Here is a 17,489-nt window from a genome sequence, read left to right as displayed (position 1 = left end):
GCGTTGAAGTGGGGTTTTGTGACGGAGGGTCGGAACAGTTTTTGTGTTTTAGGAGAATGCTGTGATCAAATCTCCCCCTTTGCTAGCAGCCAGTGCGCTGGTGATGACGCTTGGCTCGACTCAAACGGCGACCGCTCAAGAAGCGATCGCCCTCACGTTTGATCTGCCAGAAGCGGCTGTGCAGCCCCCTACTGAAGCGGCTGTAGCCGCCGAACCGTCCGCTGCGCCCCCAGCCGCTGCTGTTTTGCCGATACCGCCCGCGGCGGCCAATCCGCCTCGTTCTCGTTCGTCGCAGTCTTTGCCCAAAACCGTTTATCGTACCGCTGATCTGATGGCGATCGCCCCTGATGAGCAGGTTACGGCTTTGTTGCCACCACCGCCATCGGCTGCTAAGCCAGAACTGCCTGAGGCTGAACGGCAGACTACGGTTGAACCGTCGCCCCCTGAGGCCATGGCAGTTGTCGCCCTCGATTTTGAGCTAACTGCAAGTCCCGTGATAGCGGTGGCGACAGCCGTTACCCCACCAGCGCAACCAACCGCATTACCCAACCTAGCCGAGCAAATTTTTCGAGGCGGCACGGATTCTTTGGTGGCGCGAGCGGTGGGGAGTGCTGAAGGTACCCGCACGCCGGAAGGCTTGCGAACACCTGCTTTTTATGGTCACGTTGATCCTGGTAATGGCGTGTGGAACTTAGGAACTTTTTCTTACCAGCACGGTGCTCAGTCTCCCGAAGAAGCTGACGACAAGCAGCTCCAGCGGCTGCAATCACAGTCAGAAATTATTCAACAAAAAGCGAGTGATTATGGCATTGAGCTAACGCTAGCCGAAAAGCTCAACGCTTTAGATCTGGCTAATCAATCGCCTCGAGCTGCTTTAAGTCGGGGTGGATATATGGACTGGCTGGCTGAAGCGCGTAAGCTGGGTATGTCAGGCTCAGAAGCTATTTTATGGGCGCGAACCCGTTCGTTTCTAGATCCTGATACGCAGCGCTGGAATGCTCCCGGATTGGGGAATAACATCCATAGCATTAGCCGCGATCAAGAGCGGCGCATGCGAGCGATTGACCGGGCGGTTGCTGCCTATGAACAAGCCTCCCCCGCCCAACCTGTGGCGATCGCGCCAACGCCAACCCCCGCCAAAGCTCAAATTGGTGCTAGCTCTTTAGAGTCAAAAGCGGCTGATTTTATCTTCTCGCTAGATCTCAATACGCCACTTGAGCGATCGCCTGATAGCGCGACTCCCGTCCTAGCCGATAGTTCGCCAACCCCGCCAACGACAAATCCAGCCGCTCAATCCCCAGCCGCAGCCAGCGCGGCGTCAGAGCCGACTGCAACTTTTACCGCACCGGGGCTAGCAGAACCAACGGTTCCCTCACTGCCAGCGCCGCGTTTGCCGCAAGTTTCTGCTGTACTGGAGCCGCCGAGGGCACCTTTGCCTGCAACGATTGATCACTCTGATCGAGGGGCAGTGCCTCAGGCTCTTATCTATCCGCCTGACCCAGCGGCAGTAGAAACTAAGGCAAAACCTCCCAAAGCGATCGCCGAGACTGAAAACTTTGCCGATTTCTTCCGTGAAGCAGCGCAATCGCCGCGATCGCAGCCACCCGAAACAAACGAAACCGTCGCCGATTTGCTCAGCGATCCGGCGGTAAAAGAGTGAAACCCAACTTTGTGAAGCTGCCCCACGCTCTGAGCCAGCCGCTATGGTAGAGATGGCGAAACTCTGGCTTAACTTTGCAAACTTCGATCGCTTTGTTGCAGACTCCCCACAGCGGTTATCACTGGGATGGTAGCCGTCGTCGCTTCTTTGAAGGCTGGTACTACCGGGTGACGCTGCCCGACGTTGGCCAAACCTTTGCGTTTATGTATTCCATTGAAGACCCCATAGGGGGACAACCGCACAGCGGCGGCGGGGCGCAAATTCTGGGGCCAAATGATGAATACCTCTGCCGTACCTTTGCCAATGTTGATCAGTTTTGGGGTTGGCCGCAGGCTCTGGGGTTAGGGCACTGGCGCTATGCTACAGCCCAGCGGCCTGCTAAATTTTTAGATCCGGCTGCGTTTGATCAAACGGTGCAAGAAGGCTATCAGGCCACGGCGACCTGGCATCAGGGAAAGTTGCAAGATCCGGGCACAGGTTTGGCGGCGCGTTGGCAATATCAGATTGAGCCTGTCTACGGCTGGGGCGCACCAACGCAGCCGCAGCAGTCTACCGCAGGGTGGCTGTCTCAGTTGCAAATTTTTGAACCGGGCTGGCAAATTCTGATGGCTCACGGCTGGGCCTCTGGCTGGATTGAGTGGCAGGGACAGCGCTACGCGTTTAGCCAAGCACCTGCTTACGGCGAAAAAAATTGGGGAGGGGCTTTTCCAGAAAAGTGGTTTTGGTTTAACTGCAATGCCTTTGATCAACAGCCCGATCTGGCTCTGACAGCCGGGGGCGGGCGGCGACAAGTTTTAGGCTGGATGGAAGCGGTGGCAATGGTTGGCATTCATTATCAGGGGCAGTTCTACGAATTTGTGCCCTGGAATGGTCAGGTATCTTGGCAAATTGAACCGTGGGGTCACTGGTACATGCAGGCGGAAACAGCCGAGTATCAAGTTGAGCTAATCGGCACGACGGATCTACCAGGTACGCCCCTGCGGGCACCGACCCATGAAGGCTTGGCCTTTTGCTGCCGAGATACCATGCGAGGCCAGCTAACGTTGAAGTTGCGCAAAAAGGGCGATCGCGTGCCTTTTTTACAAGCAACCAGTTCTCTTTGTGGTTTAGAGGTTGGCGGTGGGCCGTGGTTAGAGACGTGGATTTCGCGTTAAGGGCGATCGCCCCAATTACGTATCTTTACCAACTCAGCTAAACGAATGTTGTATAGTCGTACTGTCTGGGGCTGTAGCTCAGCAGGATAGAGCAACCGCCTCCTAAGCGGTAGGTCATGCGTTCGAATCGCATCAGTCCCGTCTTGAGCGCTACCTTTTAGGTATAGAAATTTGCTAAATTCACCTGCCTACCCGGTGGCGTCTTGACGCCGCTTACTTGAGGCGTTTTTAGGCTAAAGCTCTTGTAATTGCTCAATGCCTAAGCGTTGCTGTAGGGTGTCTCGAACGGCTTTGAAGTCACTTTCTTTTTCAAAGAAAAGATCGTCTTCACTTTTCAAGTCAGGGTATAACTTTTTAGCTTTGGCATATGCTTTATTCGCTTTGACGAGGCACTCAGTTTCATCAGCTTTTAGGCAGCAATGAAACAGGGCTAGCAGCGTATTGTAGTGATAGTCCGGTGCTGTTTGAACGGCTTTTTCGTCAAAGCTGTCTAAAACTAATTCAAAAGTAGCGATCGCTGATTTGTATTGTTCTAACGTTCTCGAACTTGTGGAGAGAATGGCAAAGAGTTCCTGACAGGCTTCTGGATGATTGGGCTGAAGCTGCAACGCCTTTTGATAATCTTTAATGGCGGCTAGCTCAGTTTCCTCGGCTTGAGCGGTGAGTCCATCGCGAGAAAATTCTCGATAAGCTCGAGCGCGATCGCAATAGGCATTAGCTTGTTTTTCTTGCCAGCGACTAGCGTTATAGCCCGCCGGGTTCACTTTTTTCGCTGCGATCTCAATAACTTCTCCAAAAATATCGGCGGCTTTCTTATATTCTTGAACTTTGTCGCGTAAGATCACCCCTAGCTGATTGTGAGCTTCGTAATATTTGTGATTGGCGCTAATAGCCCTTTGATAACTAGCAATGGCTTCTTCAAAAGCATTGAGACGGGCATAGGCGTTGCCTCGATCATACCAATACCAAGCTTGACGAAGTCCTTTGCGTAGGTTTGGCGGTTCGGCGGTTTCAGTGATAGAACCGTTTGGAGAATTGCTTGAGTTACCCGCTTGGTTAACTTTTTGAATTTGATCGTCGTTGCGAGATTCAGCACATTCAATCGCTTTATCATAACTGGCGATCGCTTCTTCATAGCGCTGTAACTCTGTCAGCGCCAAACCTCTTCTATACCAAGCATCTTCATACTCAGGATCGAACTGTATCGCCTGATCAAAATTTGCTAATGCCTGGTCATAGTCAGCCAAACTCGAATTGCCTGCTTGTTGTTGCTGAGCAACCTTAAAGAGAGCCAACCCTTTGTTGTATAAAGCCCAGGTCAAATCCGCCTTTAGAGCCAAAGCTTTATCATAATCTTGAATAGCTTTGCGATAGTGATCACGCTTTTGCTCGTAAGCGGGTTGATACTCCGCCCGTTGAGCATAGGCTAAACCTCGGCTGTACCAGCCCCAAGGATACTCTGGCTGCTTCCGAATCGCTAACGTATAACAATCGAAAGCTAACTGTAGCGTTTGATTATTTTCCTCGACCGAACGATCTTCTAATAATTCTTCGCATCGAATATGATCTCCTTTGTCAATTAGCTCTCCATAGCTCAACCGCTCAATGTGGCTAAAATTAGAAGCAGCCTGAATTTTATCAGCTTCATCATTGGCTTGATTAGACAGAGCAAAGTCTTTCAAAGCCTGATCGCGAGCTTTTTTAATATCTGCACATTTTTTGTTTAAGTCGCCATCATTAGGTCTAAATTGACGAGCTTTGTCGTAACTGTCAAAAGCGAGTTGATAGTAAGCTGCTTGCTGAAGCTGGATGCCATGAGACGCTTTCTTACAATTTTCGTCATGAATGTCACAGGTATCGTAAAAGAGTAGCTGAGACTTGAGTAACTCACCTAGACATTCTAAAACTTCTCCTTTGGATTGCCAGTATCGATGGTCGTAAGATTGAATCTTCAGAGCCTTTTCGTAACTTCTCAAAGCTTCTTCGTAGCATGATTGAGCTTTTTCTCTGCTTTGCTGATTGCGATATTCGTTGTTTTGCTGACTGCAATATTCATTACCTTGAATTTGCAAAATCTTTCCCTTTTTGAACCAAGCATTGGCGTTGTCAGATTTGTAGTCAAGCGCTTGTTCACACCACCGCAGAGCGTCGTCAGCTTGAACTGCTTGCCAGCAAACGCTTTGCATAAAAAGGTGACTACTAAATTCGGGATCAATCTTATCGGCAGTGTGCTCAATTGCTTCTCTGAGTCGGGTTTCCCATTTACTGCGTTCGACCTTGCTAGCATTGAGTGGAAAGTTTTTGACAATATACTCTAAAGCTGCAACGGTACCAATTCCATCCGGTAAGTCATGAATTTGATTTTTAATCAATTGAACAGCATCTTCAATATCGGCGCTATACTTACCAAAATCAGTTTCATGCGTTAGCTCAAAAGCCACCCAATTGTACTTGACCACAAAAGCAAGCTTTTTAAGGAAATTTCGGGTTGGGCTTTGTAAAAGCGGATGGTTTTCGAGGCTGAACTCATTTTCAATCTCTTTGAAAGCAATATTGATGACTGCGGCTTGGCGCAAATAAATAGATGCGAATAAGTGATAAATAAAAGCTTTTTGGTAATCTTCTTGTTGTGAAAAACAAGCGTGGTAGAGATACTCTCCTGTATATTCGCACCATTCTAAGTCACTATATTTAGTGAACTGGGGTTTTTGCCGCTGTAAGTTATCGGCTCGCTCCTTAAAATATTTTGCTAAGCAGTCGTGTACCTGGTAGAAAAGCTCTCGATTTTCTTGAAAAAGCCGTCTTCTCAATACCTGCCTAACTAAACTATGCAAATGATACCGATCTTTCTCAAACTCGACAAAATGCTGCTTCATCAGCCACTCAAAGGTCTTACAGTGTTGTTCGTTGCTGGGGTCTTCATCTGGGTAGAGAGTGAGCTTAGCATCTAAGATGGCGAGAACCGCTTGAATGGCTCCTTCAATCAGTTGGCGATCAAACCAGCGACAGCAAGCAAGAACTTGTATCATCTGTTTTTGGTTTTCAGAAAAGCCTTCTAAAAAGATGTTAGAAACTTTCTGACTGATAACAGAATCGTCTAAATCACAAGAATGATTGCGCTGGTTGCAAATAAGCTGAAGATATTTAGGATGGCCTTTAGAAGATTCCAAATATTTTTCTCTTTCAAGCGAGGTTAGAGGCTCTTTAATTCGCTTTTTGTCTTTAAAGTATGCTTCAAAGTATTCTCTAGCTTCTTTGGGAGAAAAAGGTTCAAGCCGTAGCTCAGTAAAAGCATCGTCTCGATAGTGGCATAAGTTAGCCCAGCATTCTTGCTGAGTTAGCTGATTTTGGCTAGAGATAACAATACGAACGCCATGCGCTTTTTTAAGCAGATCACTATCAGAGGACAATAGGTGCTGACAAAGCCAGTCATTTAGTGCTGAACTTGTTTCACCCATAGAACTGGTCTTTTCGTACTTTTTAAGCACAAGCACAATGTTGCGGTGCTTAGAAGCGACAATGAGAAAATGGATAAACAGAGGCGTCATGTAAACCAACGGCATCAACAAGAGATTACGTGTTTTCTCATCTTCAATGTCTGCATGCTTGTTCAAAAGACCATCTTTGAGCGTGAGCAGATCGCTAGCAATTTGAGGCATTGTTTGCCCCATCTTAGTCGCAATGCTAGAGGCAACGGGAATTAGCTCTGGCATACCGAGGGCGGAAATAATAGTCGGCGCGATCGCTTTACTACCTAGCTCTGTTAAGCGCACAACGCTTTCTATTTGCTCTTTGGAAACGCTTTTCTCGCCATCGCGCCCTTTGGTTTTGAGCGTCCATATTTTTTCTTGATAAAGATCGTAAACTTCCTTAAAAGTTTTATCTCGAAAAGGATTCGTTCGGCTGGGCGATCGCCGATGTCTGAGCGGCAAAAAAGAATCTCTGTCTGTTAAATGGGCATCTTCTAACTGTTTGACCACTTTCTGCATAAATTCTAAAGGGGACTGTGGCGTTCCGAGTTGATCAAAGGAAAATGAGATAAACAGAGGCGATTCTAGACTATTCGTTTTTCTGATTCGATAAAGTGATTCAACTTTTTTTTGTAGGTGTTGCAAGAAAACGTGCTTGCCTACACCGCTGAGGCCGTGGAGTAGAAATATAAAAGGAGATTTTTGAGCTTTATCGGGTGTGGGTTGAAGCGCGAGTTTAAAGGCTTCAACAAATGCTATAACTTCTTTTTGCTCTCGTTCAATATAAACGTCATGAGCCGGCTGCTGCGTTTGAGCGGAATTGACAGAGTTATCCATAGTTTTCTCCTTGCTTATCCAAGCTTGTATAGCTGCAGCTATCAGTATCGGAGATATTTAAACGGCTGAAAGCTGCTGGCAGAAAACCCTTCATGCTGTCTGTTGCCTTTAGCTATATGCTTGAAAATTTAGCTTTTTGTGTCAGGTTAAATTTAATCAAAGCCAAGCTTTGAGCAGCCCTGATCTAGCAAGTTGAGATCAGTAGCTCGCTCTTTCTAAACGGATGGTTGAAACCTCCGGTATTGCTGATTCGATTGGCTGCGGAGAACTGAGGGAGAATTTCAGATGAATTTTATCAGTCTGTGTAACGACGACTGATAGAAGTACTGAGTATTTCTACTACTTAATTATAGGTTTAGATTTTTGCCAGAAGCGACTTGGCAAACTTGTGACACAAAGCTTAGATGTTTGAAAAACTGAAGGCTTATTGAGTTGAATTCTATGTACAAAAACAACTCAGACGTAGATTAAGTCTTGCTGATGAGCGGCGATCGCTATTCGTGACAACACTAATAGGATCTTTGGCTAGAAATGACTTTCAGCAGCGCTACTTTGGCCGCTTCTTTTTCAGCATCTTGCTTCCGACGACCTTGGCCTTTGCCATAAACTCTGCCTTGTACGGCAACGGCTGCGGTGAACTGACGGGCATGGTCAGGGCCAGATTGGCCGATGATAGTGTACTCAGGGATTTCACCAAAATTCGCCAAAGCCCACTCTTGAAAACGGCTTTTGTAGTTGACTTGGTGGGCAGACGCCGCCAACTGCTCAACCACGGATTCAAATAAAGGCGTGATGTAGGCTCGAACCGCTTCTATATCAGAGTCGTTGTCTAAAAAATAAGCGCCAATCAACGCTTCAAAGGCGCTGCTAAGCAAGCGTAGGTTTGTCCGGCCACCGCTGCCTTCCACGCCTCGACTCATGCGAATCTGCGGGCCTAAATTGAGCGATCGCGCAAATTCTGCCAGTTGCTTAGCATCGACCAAGGCTGCTCGCAACGGCGTCAGTTCTCCTTCTGATTTGGCAGGGTAACGCTTGTAGAGAAAGTCTCCACAGAGGAAGGTCAAAATAGCGTCTCCCAAAAACTCTAGCCGCTCGTTGTGGGCGAATTTTGGAAATTCGTTGCTGTAGGATTTGTGCGTCAGGGCTTGTTGGAGTAGGGCAGGCGATTGAAATCGCGGTAGTTGTCCGGTCATCGTTGTTGAAGCGGCGGCAAAATCAAAGCGGTCAACCTCACCTTACCGCAGGCAGCCGTCGATCTGTGTAGTTAATGACTTTTGCCCCCTCTTTTCTCTAGACCACAGGCAAGAAACCTGGCTCGAAACGGCTGTTTCAGGCAGAGCTAAAGTCAGAAGGTTGAGGGCAGCGGCTAGCAGGTAAGCTTTGCTGTCAGTGGCTTTCAGCCATTGAAGTGTCTCAATGCTTGTGGCTACAGTTATATTTCTCTTCTATTAAGCTGGGGACAACCCTCGATTTTCGTCGGCTAAAGCGACGTAAATTTGTCGATTTTTCCTAACCCGACAAAAAAGATATCCCGATGCTGAAGGGTAAAGGCGCGCAATCTGTGGGTTGATCAAGGTGCCTGGGTTTGTATCCATTGCTCAATTCCTGTCGCCAAAGCGTCTGCGAGTTGCTGCTGAGCGGCTGGATCGGTAATCCACTCAAACTCAGCCGGATTAATCATAAAACCAAGCTCTAGCAAGACGGAAGGTGCAATACTGGGACGCGTCAGCGCCAGATTGTTCCAAAAGACGCCGTAGGAAGGGCGGTTGAGCGTTGTCGTAAGGTAGTTATGCAAAAAGACAGCGAGGTCGTGGGCTTGAGCGTGATACCAAAAGGTGCCAATGCCAGCGGTGTTGAGCGCATCCCCGTTGTCGGGCAAAGCGTTGTAATGCAGGCTCAGCGCTAGCGTTGGCACAATCTGTTCAATTATGGCGACGCGATCGCCGGGATAAAGGTCGTCATCGCCTTCGCGGGTCATCACCACCGTGGCACCTTGGGCTTCAAGGCGATCGCGCAGCAGCTTAGCCACAGTTAGCGTCACATCTTTTTCGGGATAGCCTGTTGGCCCTCTAGCGCCCAAGTCTTCAGCGCTGCCATGTCCCGGATCGAGCAAAATAGTCGCTCCTTGCAGAGGCGTACGGCTATTCGCCCTGGTGGGTGGATGGCGCAGTGACAAAATCAGCGTTGTGCCTTCGTAGCGCAGGCTGTAGCCCCACTGCTGGTCTGTTTTGAACTGAAAGCTATATTCAACCTGATCGGGCAAAACGGGTCGCCAGTCTAGCCGTTCCACGATCGGGTCGTCGTTAAAAAAGATAGTGTCGGTTTGGGGTACGGTGTTGTATAAAGTCAGCGTTAAGCGATCGGCGCTTTGCTCAACGCTGACAGGTACCGGAACTTGCAACGGAAACAACACCTCGGTAGCCCCCGCTACCAAACGCGATCGCACGCTACGAATAAGCGATCGCGGCGGCAAGGTACTTTCTCTAATTTCGGTTTCGCTGGCCCGAATCCAGCCACCGTAGTCTAAGCGCAACCAGTCGCCTTCTCGCCCGGTGATAGCGGCGCGAGTTCCCTGGGGTAGCGGCGTTAGCCGCGAGTAATCAGTGCTGGGGCCAGTCCGGGCTACGCCAGCCTCAGCCGTGACCGTAGCTACCTGAAAGTGTCCGGGTTGTAGCAGGCTGATTTGGCCGCTACCGATTTGAGTCAGTGTCTGGCCGTTGAGCTGGAGCTGAAATTCAGGTACGCCTAAAACGCGCTCAGTCGCTCCGAAGGCGGGGCTGGCGGTGGCGGTTATCTCGCCTTCGGTGGCGGTTTCGTTCATAGGCGCGATCGCGGCACCCGTGATGCAACCTTCGTACTGCACAGCGCTGTTGACGGCATAGGGATTGTTTTGATCGGTAAGAACCGCCGAATTGGGCGGCAGTTCTATCAGACTGGGCTGGGCTTCTAACGGCAGGGTTTGGCCAGCGAGAACCACCGAAACCGCAGCCCTCTCAGGGGCGATCGCGCCGAAGCAAATGAGTTCGCTGGGTAAACGGGCTATATCAACAGCCGGGGTGAGGGAGTCAGGTACAAAGGCTACCCCTGACGGTGGCTGCGGCGCATTGGGCAAACGGGTGATGCTGAGCGTTAAGCGTTCGTCTCCTTGGGTTAACGTCAGCGTATTTTCTCCTAACGCTAGCGGCCAAGTGGGGGCGAAGTGTCCGGCAGGGCTGCGATTGTCAACCACCTGACCATTAATCCGCACTTCAGCGTCAGGATCAGCGGTGCCAATGATAAAAATGCGATCGGCCACCGTCTCATGGTTGGCGGGTGGGTACGCAACAAAGAGCGACTGCTGAGCGAAACCAGGGGCATTCATCATCAATAGGCTAGTGGCAGCTAGTCCCGTCCCCCACCAGATTGGCGCAGCAGTTCCCATTGGCTGATACTCACAATAACGCTCTCTAGAGTTTACGACTCTGCTGCCTGCACTTGGGCATGACCATTCTGATAGGTACCCTCTGCTGCCTCAGATTTGAGATTGTTTAAGTATAAAAGCTGGGTGGGGTAAGCAAACTCAATGCCGCGCTCGGCAAAAGCGGCTTTAATTGCCAGATAAATTTGCTGCTGCGCGTCCATATATACGGCGTAGTCGCTGCTTTCGACGAAGTACACCACTTCAAAGTCCAGACTAAAATCGCCGTAATTGCTAAAGTGAGCGCGATCGAAGGTGACGTTTACCGTCTGGTGAATGATGTCTTGAATGAGGTTAGGAATTTCTTTGAGGCGATCGAGTCCAGTTTCGTAGGTGACGCCTAATTTAAAGACAAGGCGGCGACGAGCCATGCGCTTAAAGTTTTGAATTCGTGACCCGGTCAGGTCGGTATTGGCAATAATGAGCTGCTCTCCCCCTAAGCTCCGCAGGCGGGTTGTTTTAATGCCAATTTGCTCAACGGTACCGACCAAGTCACCAACGATAATAAAATCACCTAGCTCAAAAGGGCGATCAAACAAAATCGAAAAATAGCTAAAGAGATCTTGCAAGATCCCTTGAGAAGCCAGGGCGATCGCTACCCCACCAATTCCCAAGCCAGCAACAACCGCTGAAATATCAAAACCAAGATTATCCAGCAAAAAGACAAGTCCCACCGCCCAAACAACAACTTTAATGGCAGGAACCAGCGCGTTTAGCGTTTGCTCTATCGCCTGATCGCGATTTCGGGTAATCCAGTAAATCCGAACCCCATACTCTACCAGCGAACCCAAAAGCTGAATGCCCAGTATCGTCGCCACAATCACACAGACCACTTCAATCGCCTGATCCAAAATGGGATGCAACGTCAAATTGTGGATGCTGATATAAAACGTCCCCACATAGCCCAACCGCATGACCGGACGCTCGATCAAACTAATCAGGCGATCGTCTAGATCGGTGGTGGTATAGCGAGACCATCGCTTCAGGCGATTGAGAAGCAGAGCTTTGACCAAATTGATGGCTAAAAAGCCGCTCAGCAAAATGGCGATCGCCAATAGATAGTCAGAAACTTGATTACTGATTAGCTCCGTTTGGAGAAAATCACCCAACATTAACACCTCCTCAACTGCGAACAACCGAAGTTGCCATATCTGATTGTGACCTGGGATTTAGTTAAGATTTTAGACAGACCAAGTCCCGGCAATGTTAACAATCCGTTACAGCCTCACCCCATCTTGCTATCGATAGAGATTAGAGCGCTAGGGGGGATCTATCCACACTCCTGAACGACTGTGGCACAATTAACGGGTTAATGCTGCTTTGGTCTGGGTGAAGTCGGGCGATTTATGACTAAGTTTGTGTTTGTCACGGGTGGAGTCGTTTCGAGTATTGGCAAGGGTATTATCGCCGCCAGTTTGGGTCGTTTACTCAAGTCTCGAAACTATTCAGTCTCAATTTTGAAACTAGATCCGTATATCAACGTGGATCCGGGTACGATGAGTCCGTTTCAGCATGGAGAAGTCTTTGTCACCGAAGATGGAGCTGAAACCGACCTCGATTTGGGCCACTACGAGCGGTTTACCGATACAGCCATGTCGCGGCTTAATAGCGTCACAACCGGATCAATTTATCAGGCTGTGATCAACAAAGAGCGCCGGGGGGATTATCAAGGGGGAACGGTACAGGTGATTCCCCACATCACCAACGAAATTAAAGAGCGCATTCATCGCGTAGCCCGCAACACCAGTCCTGATGTCGTACTCACCGAAATTGGCGGTACTGTTGGCGATATTGAATCGCTGCCCTTTTTAGAGGCTATTCGGCAGTTTCGTAAAGATGTGGGTCGTCGCGATGTGCTGTATATGCACGTTACGCTGGTGCCTTGGATTCCGTCGGCTGGCGAAGTCAAAACTAAGCCGACGCAGCACTCGGTCAAAGAACTGCGATCGATTGGCATTCAGCCAGATATTTTGGTTTGTCGTAGTGAGCGGCCAATTGCTGCCCATATTAAAGAGAAGATCTCAGAATTTTGTGATGTCCCCGTTGAATGTGTGATTCCGGCTCGTGATGCCAACAGCATCTATGAAGTGCCGCTGATTATGGAAAAAGAAGGGCTAGCCCACCAAGCCCTAGAGATTTTAGATTTAGAGCAGCGGCAGCCTGATTTGGCTCACTGGCAAGCTTTAGTTGATGGCTTGTATCGCTCTAGCCAGAAGATTGAAGTTGCCATCGTCGGTAAGTATGTCAGCCTTAATGATGCTTATCTATCGGTGATTGAAGCGCTGCGTCACGCGGCGATCGCGGCTGATGCTGACCTAAATGTGCGCTGGATTAGCTCAGAAGATATTGAAATCAATGGCCCCGAAGCTTATCTCAAAGGCATAGACGGCGTAGTCGTGCCGGGGGGGTTTGGAACCCGTGGCGTCGATGGCAAAGTGCAAACGATTCGCTATGTACGAGAGCGTCAGATTCCTTTTTTGGGACTATGTTTGGGGATGCAGTGTGCGGTAGTAGAATGGGCGCGCAATGTGGCGCATTTAGAGCAGGCCAGTAGCTCAGAAATTAATCCCAACACCCCCAACCCCGTGATTAGCCTACTCCCCGAACAGCAAGATGTGGTGGATTTGGGCGGTACCATGCGATTGGGTTTATATCCCTGTCGGTTGCAGCCTGAGACGATCGCCAGCCGCCTTTATCAGGAAGAAGTGGTTTATGAGCGGCATCGGCACCGCTATGAATTCAACAATGCCTACCGCAATCTGTTTTTAGAAACGGGCTATGTTGTCAGCGGTTCGTCCCCCGATGGCCGCTTGGTCGAAATCATTGAGCTACGGGATCATCCCTTTTTTGTCGCCAGCCAGTTCCACCCAGAATTTCAGTCTCGACCCAGTTCGCCGCATCCGCTTTTTGTCGGCTTTGTTAAGTCAATTTTGGCACTGCGATCGGCTATGATGCACCGCGAACCTTCGCTGTCGGTGGAGGGCTAAGAGAGGGTTAGGGAAAGTGATCAGGGGAATGGGAAGATAGGAGAGAGCAGAAAGGTAACGGAGTGATGACAGGGCAGGGCAGCTTTGTCAATAACGTGTGTATTCTTGTAGGATCCTATTCTGTCAACCCGCTAGCTTTAGGGCTTTTTTCCCCTTTCTCCCTTTCTCACCCTTCCATCCCCCTTCTCTCAACTCACCCAACTCGCCACTCAAATTACTGTGCTCCATACTGTCAGCCCTCCCCTAACCAGTCAGTTAGTGACTTTAGAGGCCATCAAAGCGGCCCGATCGCGAATTGCTCCTTATATTCGCCAAACCCCCGTTGTCGAGGCGATCGCGATTAAACAGCCGATTCCAGCCGTAGACCACTTGTTTCTCAAGCTAGAGTGTTTGCAGGTGACCGGAGCCTTTAAGGCCAGGGGGGCATTAAATAAGCTGCGATCGCTGCCAGACGATCAAATCCAGCGCGGAATTGTCACGGCTTCGGGGGGCAATCACGGCTTAGCGGTTGCCTATGCGGGCTGGATTGCCGGGGTACCGACGACAATTTACCTGGGGGAAAATACGCCGCCGATTAAAGCTGAACGGTTGCAGCAATGGGGCGCTCAGGTCGTGATTGAAGGCGCGGTTTGGGACGATGCTAACCGCGCGGCTTTAGCGCTGGCTGAACGAGAAGGGATCGCCTATTTTCACCCCTTTGCGGATCCCTTTGTGATTGCAGGACAAGGCACGATTAGCCTTGAAATTTTGGAGCAAATTCCAAACGTTGACACGCTGATTGTGGCCATTGGCGGCGGCGGGCTAATTAGCGGCGTGAGTACGGCGGCCAAAGCGATACGGCCCAAAATAAAAATTGTGGGGGTTGAGCCGACTGGGGCACCGACGCTTTTAACCAGTGTTCAATGTGGCCAGGTGACGGAGCTAGCAGAAATTACCTCGCTAGCTAACACCTTAGCGCCGCGCAAAACGGAAGAGATTAACTTTGACCTCGTTTCACAGCATGTAGATGAGATTGTGCTGGTAAGCGATGAGGCCATGCGTGACGCCGCTCGCTGGCTCTGGTTTGAGCTAGGGGTAGCGGCTGAACTGAGCGGTTCGGCTTCGGTAGCGGCTCTCTTGAGCGGCCAATATCAGCCTGCGCCAGGTGAAAAAGTCTGTGCTTTAGTTTGCGGAGCAGGCACCGATGGTATGAACTAACCCTTTTTGCCCTTTGTTCCTAGCCTCAGGATAAATTTACCTATCCTTGCCTGATCCCCATAATTACGATGCGTTGCGGCAGTATAACAAAGAGTTTTATGGCAAGACGCAAAAGTCAGTGAGTCGTGGCAGCCTATTTCATCTTGAGCCAGTTGAAAACCTGCTCTGGGGTCAGAGCTAGCTGAATGCTATCTAACACGGCTAAGGGATCTTGCCTGTAGCAAAGTTCTGGTTGCTGCTGAGGGTGGAAGACTAAAATCGAGCGATCGCCGGGATCGATCAGCCAGCCTAATCGACAACCATGCTTCAAGCAGTGCAAAATATTGCCTGCTACTCGATTAGCACTTTGCTCAGGCGAAAGAATTTCAATTGTCCAATCGGGTGCAATCAGAACGTTGTCGATAGGCTCACCGTTTGAATCAAACTCAATGTGCTCCCAGAGCAGAACACTGATATCGGGCACAATTGAGCGATCGCCAAACGTACAGCGTAATTCTGGAAAGGCGTATGCTATGTGGCTTTCCTCGACGACTTCGTTGACAACGCTAGTTAATTTACCCTGAAGTCGGGAAAGGTGAGCTTTAGGCATTGGTTTTTGAAAATTGCACCGTCAATATATTCGCTGGCAGGCTTGGTTTCTGGTAGCTTTAGAAAGCTTTCTAGAGTGTGTACTGAAATATTTGATATAGCCATGATTGCTTGTAGTTCTTACTTATGGTTGTGACAATATCTAAAGACTTACTCTCACTTCTTTAAGCTTGAATAATAGTCATGATTTCACCCCCTTTCAATCAAAGCTTTTAGCTTGAATCTATTTAATTGCTTTTTTTATTATTGATTTCTTCAAGCCCAAAATCTCGAATTTTTCCAGCTATTTGAGTTTTTTACTAGTTTATTGTTGACATCCTTTGATAGAAAAAATCCGCAAGCGATCGCTGAAATTGGTATAAAGCGGTCGGGCTGGGCAGCTTTGAAGTCTATACTGGGGCAAAAGATGGGAGCTGAGCCAAATGGCGTGGGTTGGCGCAGCGGCCAATCGCGACACCCAAACAAGAGGCGTTTGTGCCGCGTCTGAATTGATTGGGGAACTCTAAGTCAACTAGAGAGCCTGGACTTTTCACCCAAGTTGTTTCTCTATGGGGGCAGCGATTAAGCTACCGTCGAGACAGCGGGTTTAGCTGAGGAATAAACACGATGCATCAATCGGGGGACGTAATTTCAGGTCGTTACCGGATTGTGCGGCTGCTCGGCACAGGCGGCAGTGGCCTTACTTACGAAGCTGAAGAAATTGGTTTGAAGCGTCAGGTGGCTCTCAAAGCGCTTTCGCTACGAGGCTTGCAAGACTGGAAGCAGCTAGAGCTATTTGAACGAGAAGCGCAGGTCTTGCAAAATCTAGATCATCCAGCGATTCCTGACTATATTGACTACTTTCAGGTAGATTCTGAACGCGATCGCCGTTTTTATATTGCTCAAGAACTGGCTGAAGGACAATCTTTAGCTGCTTTAGTAGAGGCTGGCTGGCGTGTGAGCGAAGCTGAGGTCAAGCAAATAGCGCTAGCAGTCCTGAAAATTTTGGACTATTTGCACCGTTTAAACCCGCCGATCATTCACCGGGATATTAAGCCGCAAAATATTATTCGCCGGGAAGACGGTGCCATCTTTTTAGTTGATTTTGGCGCAGTGCAGCACGTCTACCACAGCACAATCAGTCAGGGCGGTACGGTGGTGGGCACCTATGGTTATATGGCACCTGAGCAATTTCGTGGCGTAGCTTATCCCAGCTCAGACCTGTATAGCTTAGCGGCAACGCTGCTGTTTTTATTGACTCATCGATCGCCTGCTGATTTACCCCAGCGGCGGTTAAAAATTGATTTTCGCAGTGAAATTAATACCAGCCCGGAGTTAGCTGACTGGCTAGAAAGTATGCTGGAACCAGCGATGGAAGACCGCTTGAGTACGGCTCAAGAATCGATCGCGGCTTTGACGCAACCGCGATCGCCGCTAGTGTCCTCCTCAGGTGCAAACACTGGGGCAATGCGGCGGCATCAGCCAAAAGGTAGCCAAATTAAGCTAGCCCGCACGCGATCGCAGCTCACCTTAGAAATTCCGCCAGTTGGTTTGAGGACAGAAACCCTTACCCTGGGTGGCTTCGCCATTTTTTGGAATGGCTTTGTGCTGCTCTGGACTATTGGAGCCACTTGGGGGGCGGCCTCTAGCGGTTTTTGGATTTTTCCGCTATTTTCCATTCCGTTTTGGCTAGTGGGCTTTGGCATGGCAGCGTTTGTCTTGAATGGCTTGCTAGGCAGAACTCGCTTAGAAATCAACTGGAAGCAGTTCCGGCTTGAGCGACAACTGCTGGGCTGGCAGCGCCAAGTTAGCGGCGAATTTAGAGATTTGGCTCCTTTTGAACTCCGCACAGCTTACTCGCAAGACGAACGCCCTGTAAAGGCCATTACCTTAGTAGAAGGCATCAACACCCATAAGTTTGGCACGATGCTTTCTAGCGCCGAAAAAGAATGGTTGCTGCAAGAACTCAACCAATTTATTGAAACGGCTCGAGAACATCGTTGATGACGGGGAATTTTGCAGGCAGTTACAATCCCTTTGCAGATGAAGCCGAGGTTTGCCGCCCTACTGAAGTCTGACCGTTATAGAAAAGAGACTGAAAAGATATTGCTTCAATGGCTGAAATGTCGCTGACAGAAAAGCTTTTTCTTTAGCCTTCAG

General features: G+C 49.4%; 9 protein-coding genes, 1 tRNA gene and 1 pseudogene. 6 read left to right on the top strand and 5 right to left on the bottom strand.

Going from position 1 to position 17,489, the window contains the following annotated elements; genetic code table 11:
• Positions 1-61: 61 nt before the first annotated feature.
• The 3 genes from ACTS3T_RS06975 (at position 62) to ACTS3T_RS06965 (ending at position 2,955) form a co-directional block, all read left to right on the top strand.
• Entirely contained in the window at positions 62-1,660 is a 1,599-nt protein-coding gene (locus ACTS3T_RS06975; RefSeq protein ID WP_377965813.1) for a hypothetical protein, read from the top strand.
• Positions 1,661-1,734: 74 nt separating this feature from the next.
• Positions 1,735-2,814: a tocopherol cyclase family protein gene (locus tag ACTS3T_RS06970; protein WP_377965811.1), complete on the top strand. Its 1,080-nt coding sequence runs from the start codon at positions 1,735-1,737 to the stop codon at positions 2,812-2,814.
• A 67-nt stretch (positions 2,815-2,881) separates the two neighbouring features.
• Positions 2,882-2,955: transfer RNA gene (locus ACTS3T_RS06965), tRNA-Arg, on the top strand.
• A 92-nt stretch (positions 2,956-3,047) separates the two neighbouring features.
• On the opposite strand, the gene ACTS3T_RS06960 is transcribed toward ACTS3T_RS06965, so the two are convergent.
• From ACTS3T_RS06960 to ACTS3T_RS06945, 4 genes are all read right to left on the bottom strand, one after another.
• A complete protein-coding gene (locus tag ACTS3T_RS06960; protein WP_377965809.1) occupies positions 3,048-6,803 on the bottom strand; it encodes a tetratricopeptide repeat protein in 3,756 nt (1,251 codons plus the stop codon).
• An 827-nt stretch (positions 6,804-7,630) separates the two neighbouring features.
• Entirely contained in the window at positions 7,631-8,314 is a 684-nt protein-coding gene (rnc, locus tag ACTS3T_RS06955; protein WP_377965807.1) for a ribonuclease III, read from the bottom strand.
• Positions 8,315-8,691: 377 nt separating this feature from the next.
• Positions 8,692-10,542, bottom strand: a complete 1,851-nt coding sequence (locus ACTS3T_RS06950; RefSeq protein WP_377965805.1) for an N-acetylmuramoyl-L-alanine amidase — start codon at positions 10,540-10,542, stop codon at positions 8,692-8,694.
• A 32-nt stretch (positions 10,543-10,574) separates the two neighbouring features.
• The gene (locus ACTS3T_RS06945) at positions 10,575-11,690 is read right to left on the bottom strand and encodes a mechanosensitive ion channel family protein (RefSeq protein WP_377965803.1); all 1,116 of its coding nucleotides are present in this window, start codon (positions 11,688-11,690) and stop codon (positions 10,575-10,577) included.
• A gap of 234 nt (positions 11,691-11,924) precedes the next feature.
• Here ACTS3T_RS06945 and ACTS3T_RS06940 point away from each other — a divergent pair, with 234 nt between their 5' ends.
• Positions 11,925-13,565, top strand: a complete 1,641-nt coding sequence (locus tag ACTS3T_RS06940) for a CTP synthase (RefSeq protein ID WP_377965801.1) — start codon at positions 11,925-11,927, stop codon at positions 13,563-13,565.
• Between the two features lie 219 nt (positions 13,566-13,784).
• Positions 13,785-14,762: a threonine ammonia-lyase gene (locus tag ACTS3T_RS06935; RefSeq protein ID WP_462934866.1), complete on the top strand. Its 978-nt coding sequence runs from the start codon at positions 13,785-13,787 to the stop codon at positions 14,760-14,762.
• A 133-nt stretch (positions 14,763-14,895) separates the two neighbouring features.
• On the opposite strand, the pseudogene ACTS3T_RS06930 reads toward ACTS3T_RS06935, so the two are convergent.
• Positions 14,896-15,455 (bottom strand): annotated as a pseudogene (locus ACTS3T_RS06930) (Uma2 family endonuclease).
• 501 nt (positions 15,456-15,956) lie between these two features.
• On the opposite strand from ACTS3T_RS06930, the gene ACTS3T_RS06925 reads away from it, so the two are divergent.
• Positions 15,957-17,333: a serine/threonine protein kinase gene (locus ACTS3T_RS06925; protein WP_377966749.1), complete on the top strand. Its 1,377-nt coding sequence runs from the start codon at positions 15,957-15,959 to the stop codon at positions 17,331-17,333.
• The last annotated feature ends 156 nt before the right edge of the window (positions 17,334-17,489 follow it).

This window comes from Almyronema sp. (assembly GCF_052168255.1).
Classification (GTDB): Bacteria; Cyanobacteriota; Cyanobacteriia; order Phormidesmidales; family Phormidesmidaceae; genus Sphaerothrix; species Sphaerothrix epifaneia.
This window is presented reverse-complemented; position numbering and strand designations above follow the sequence as displayed.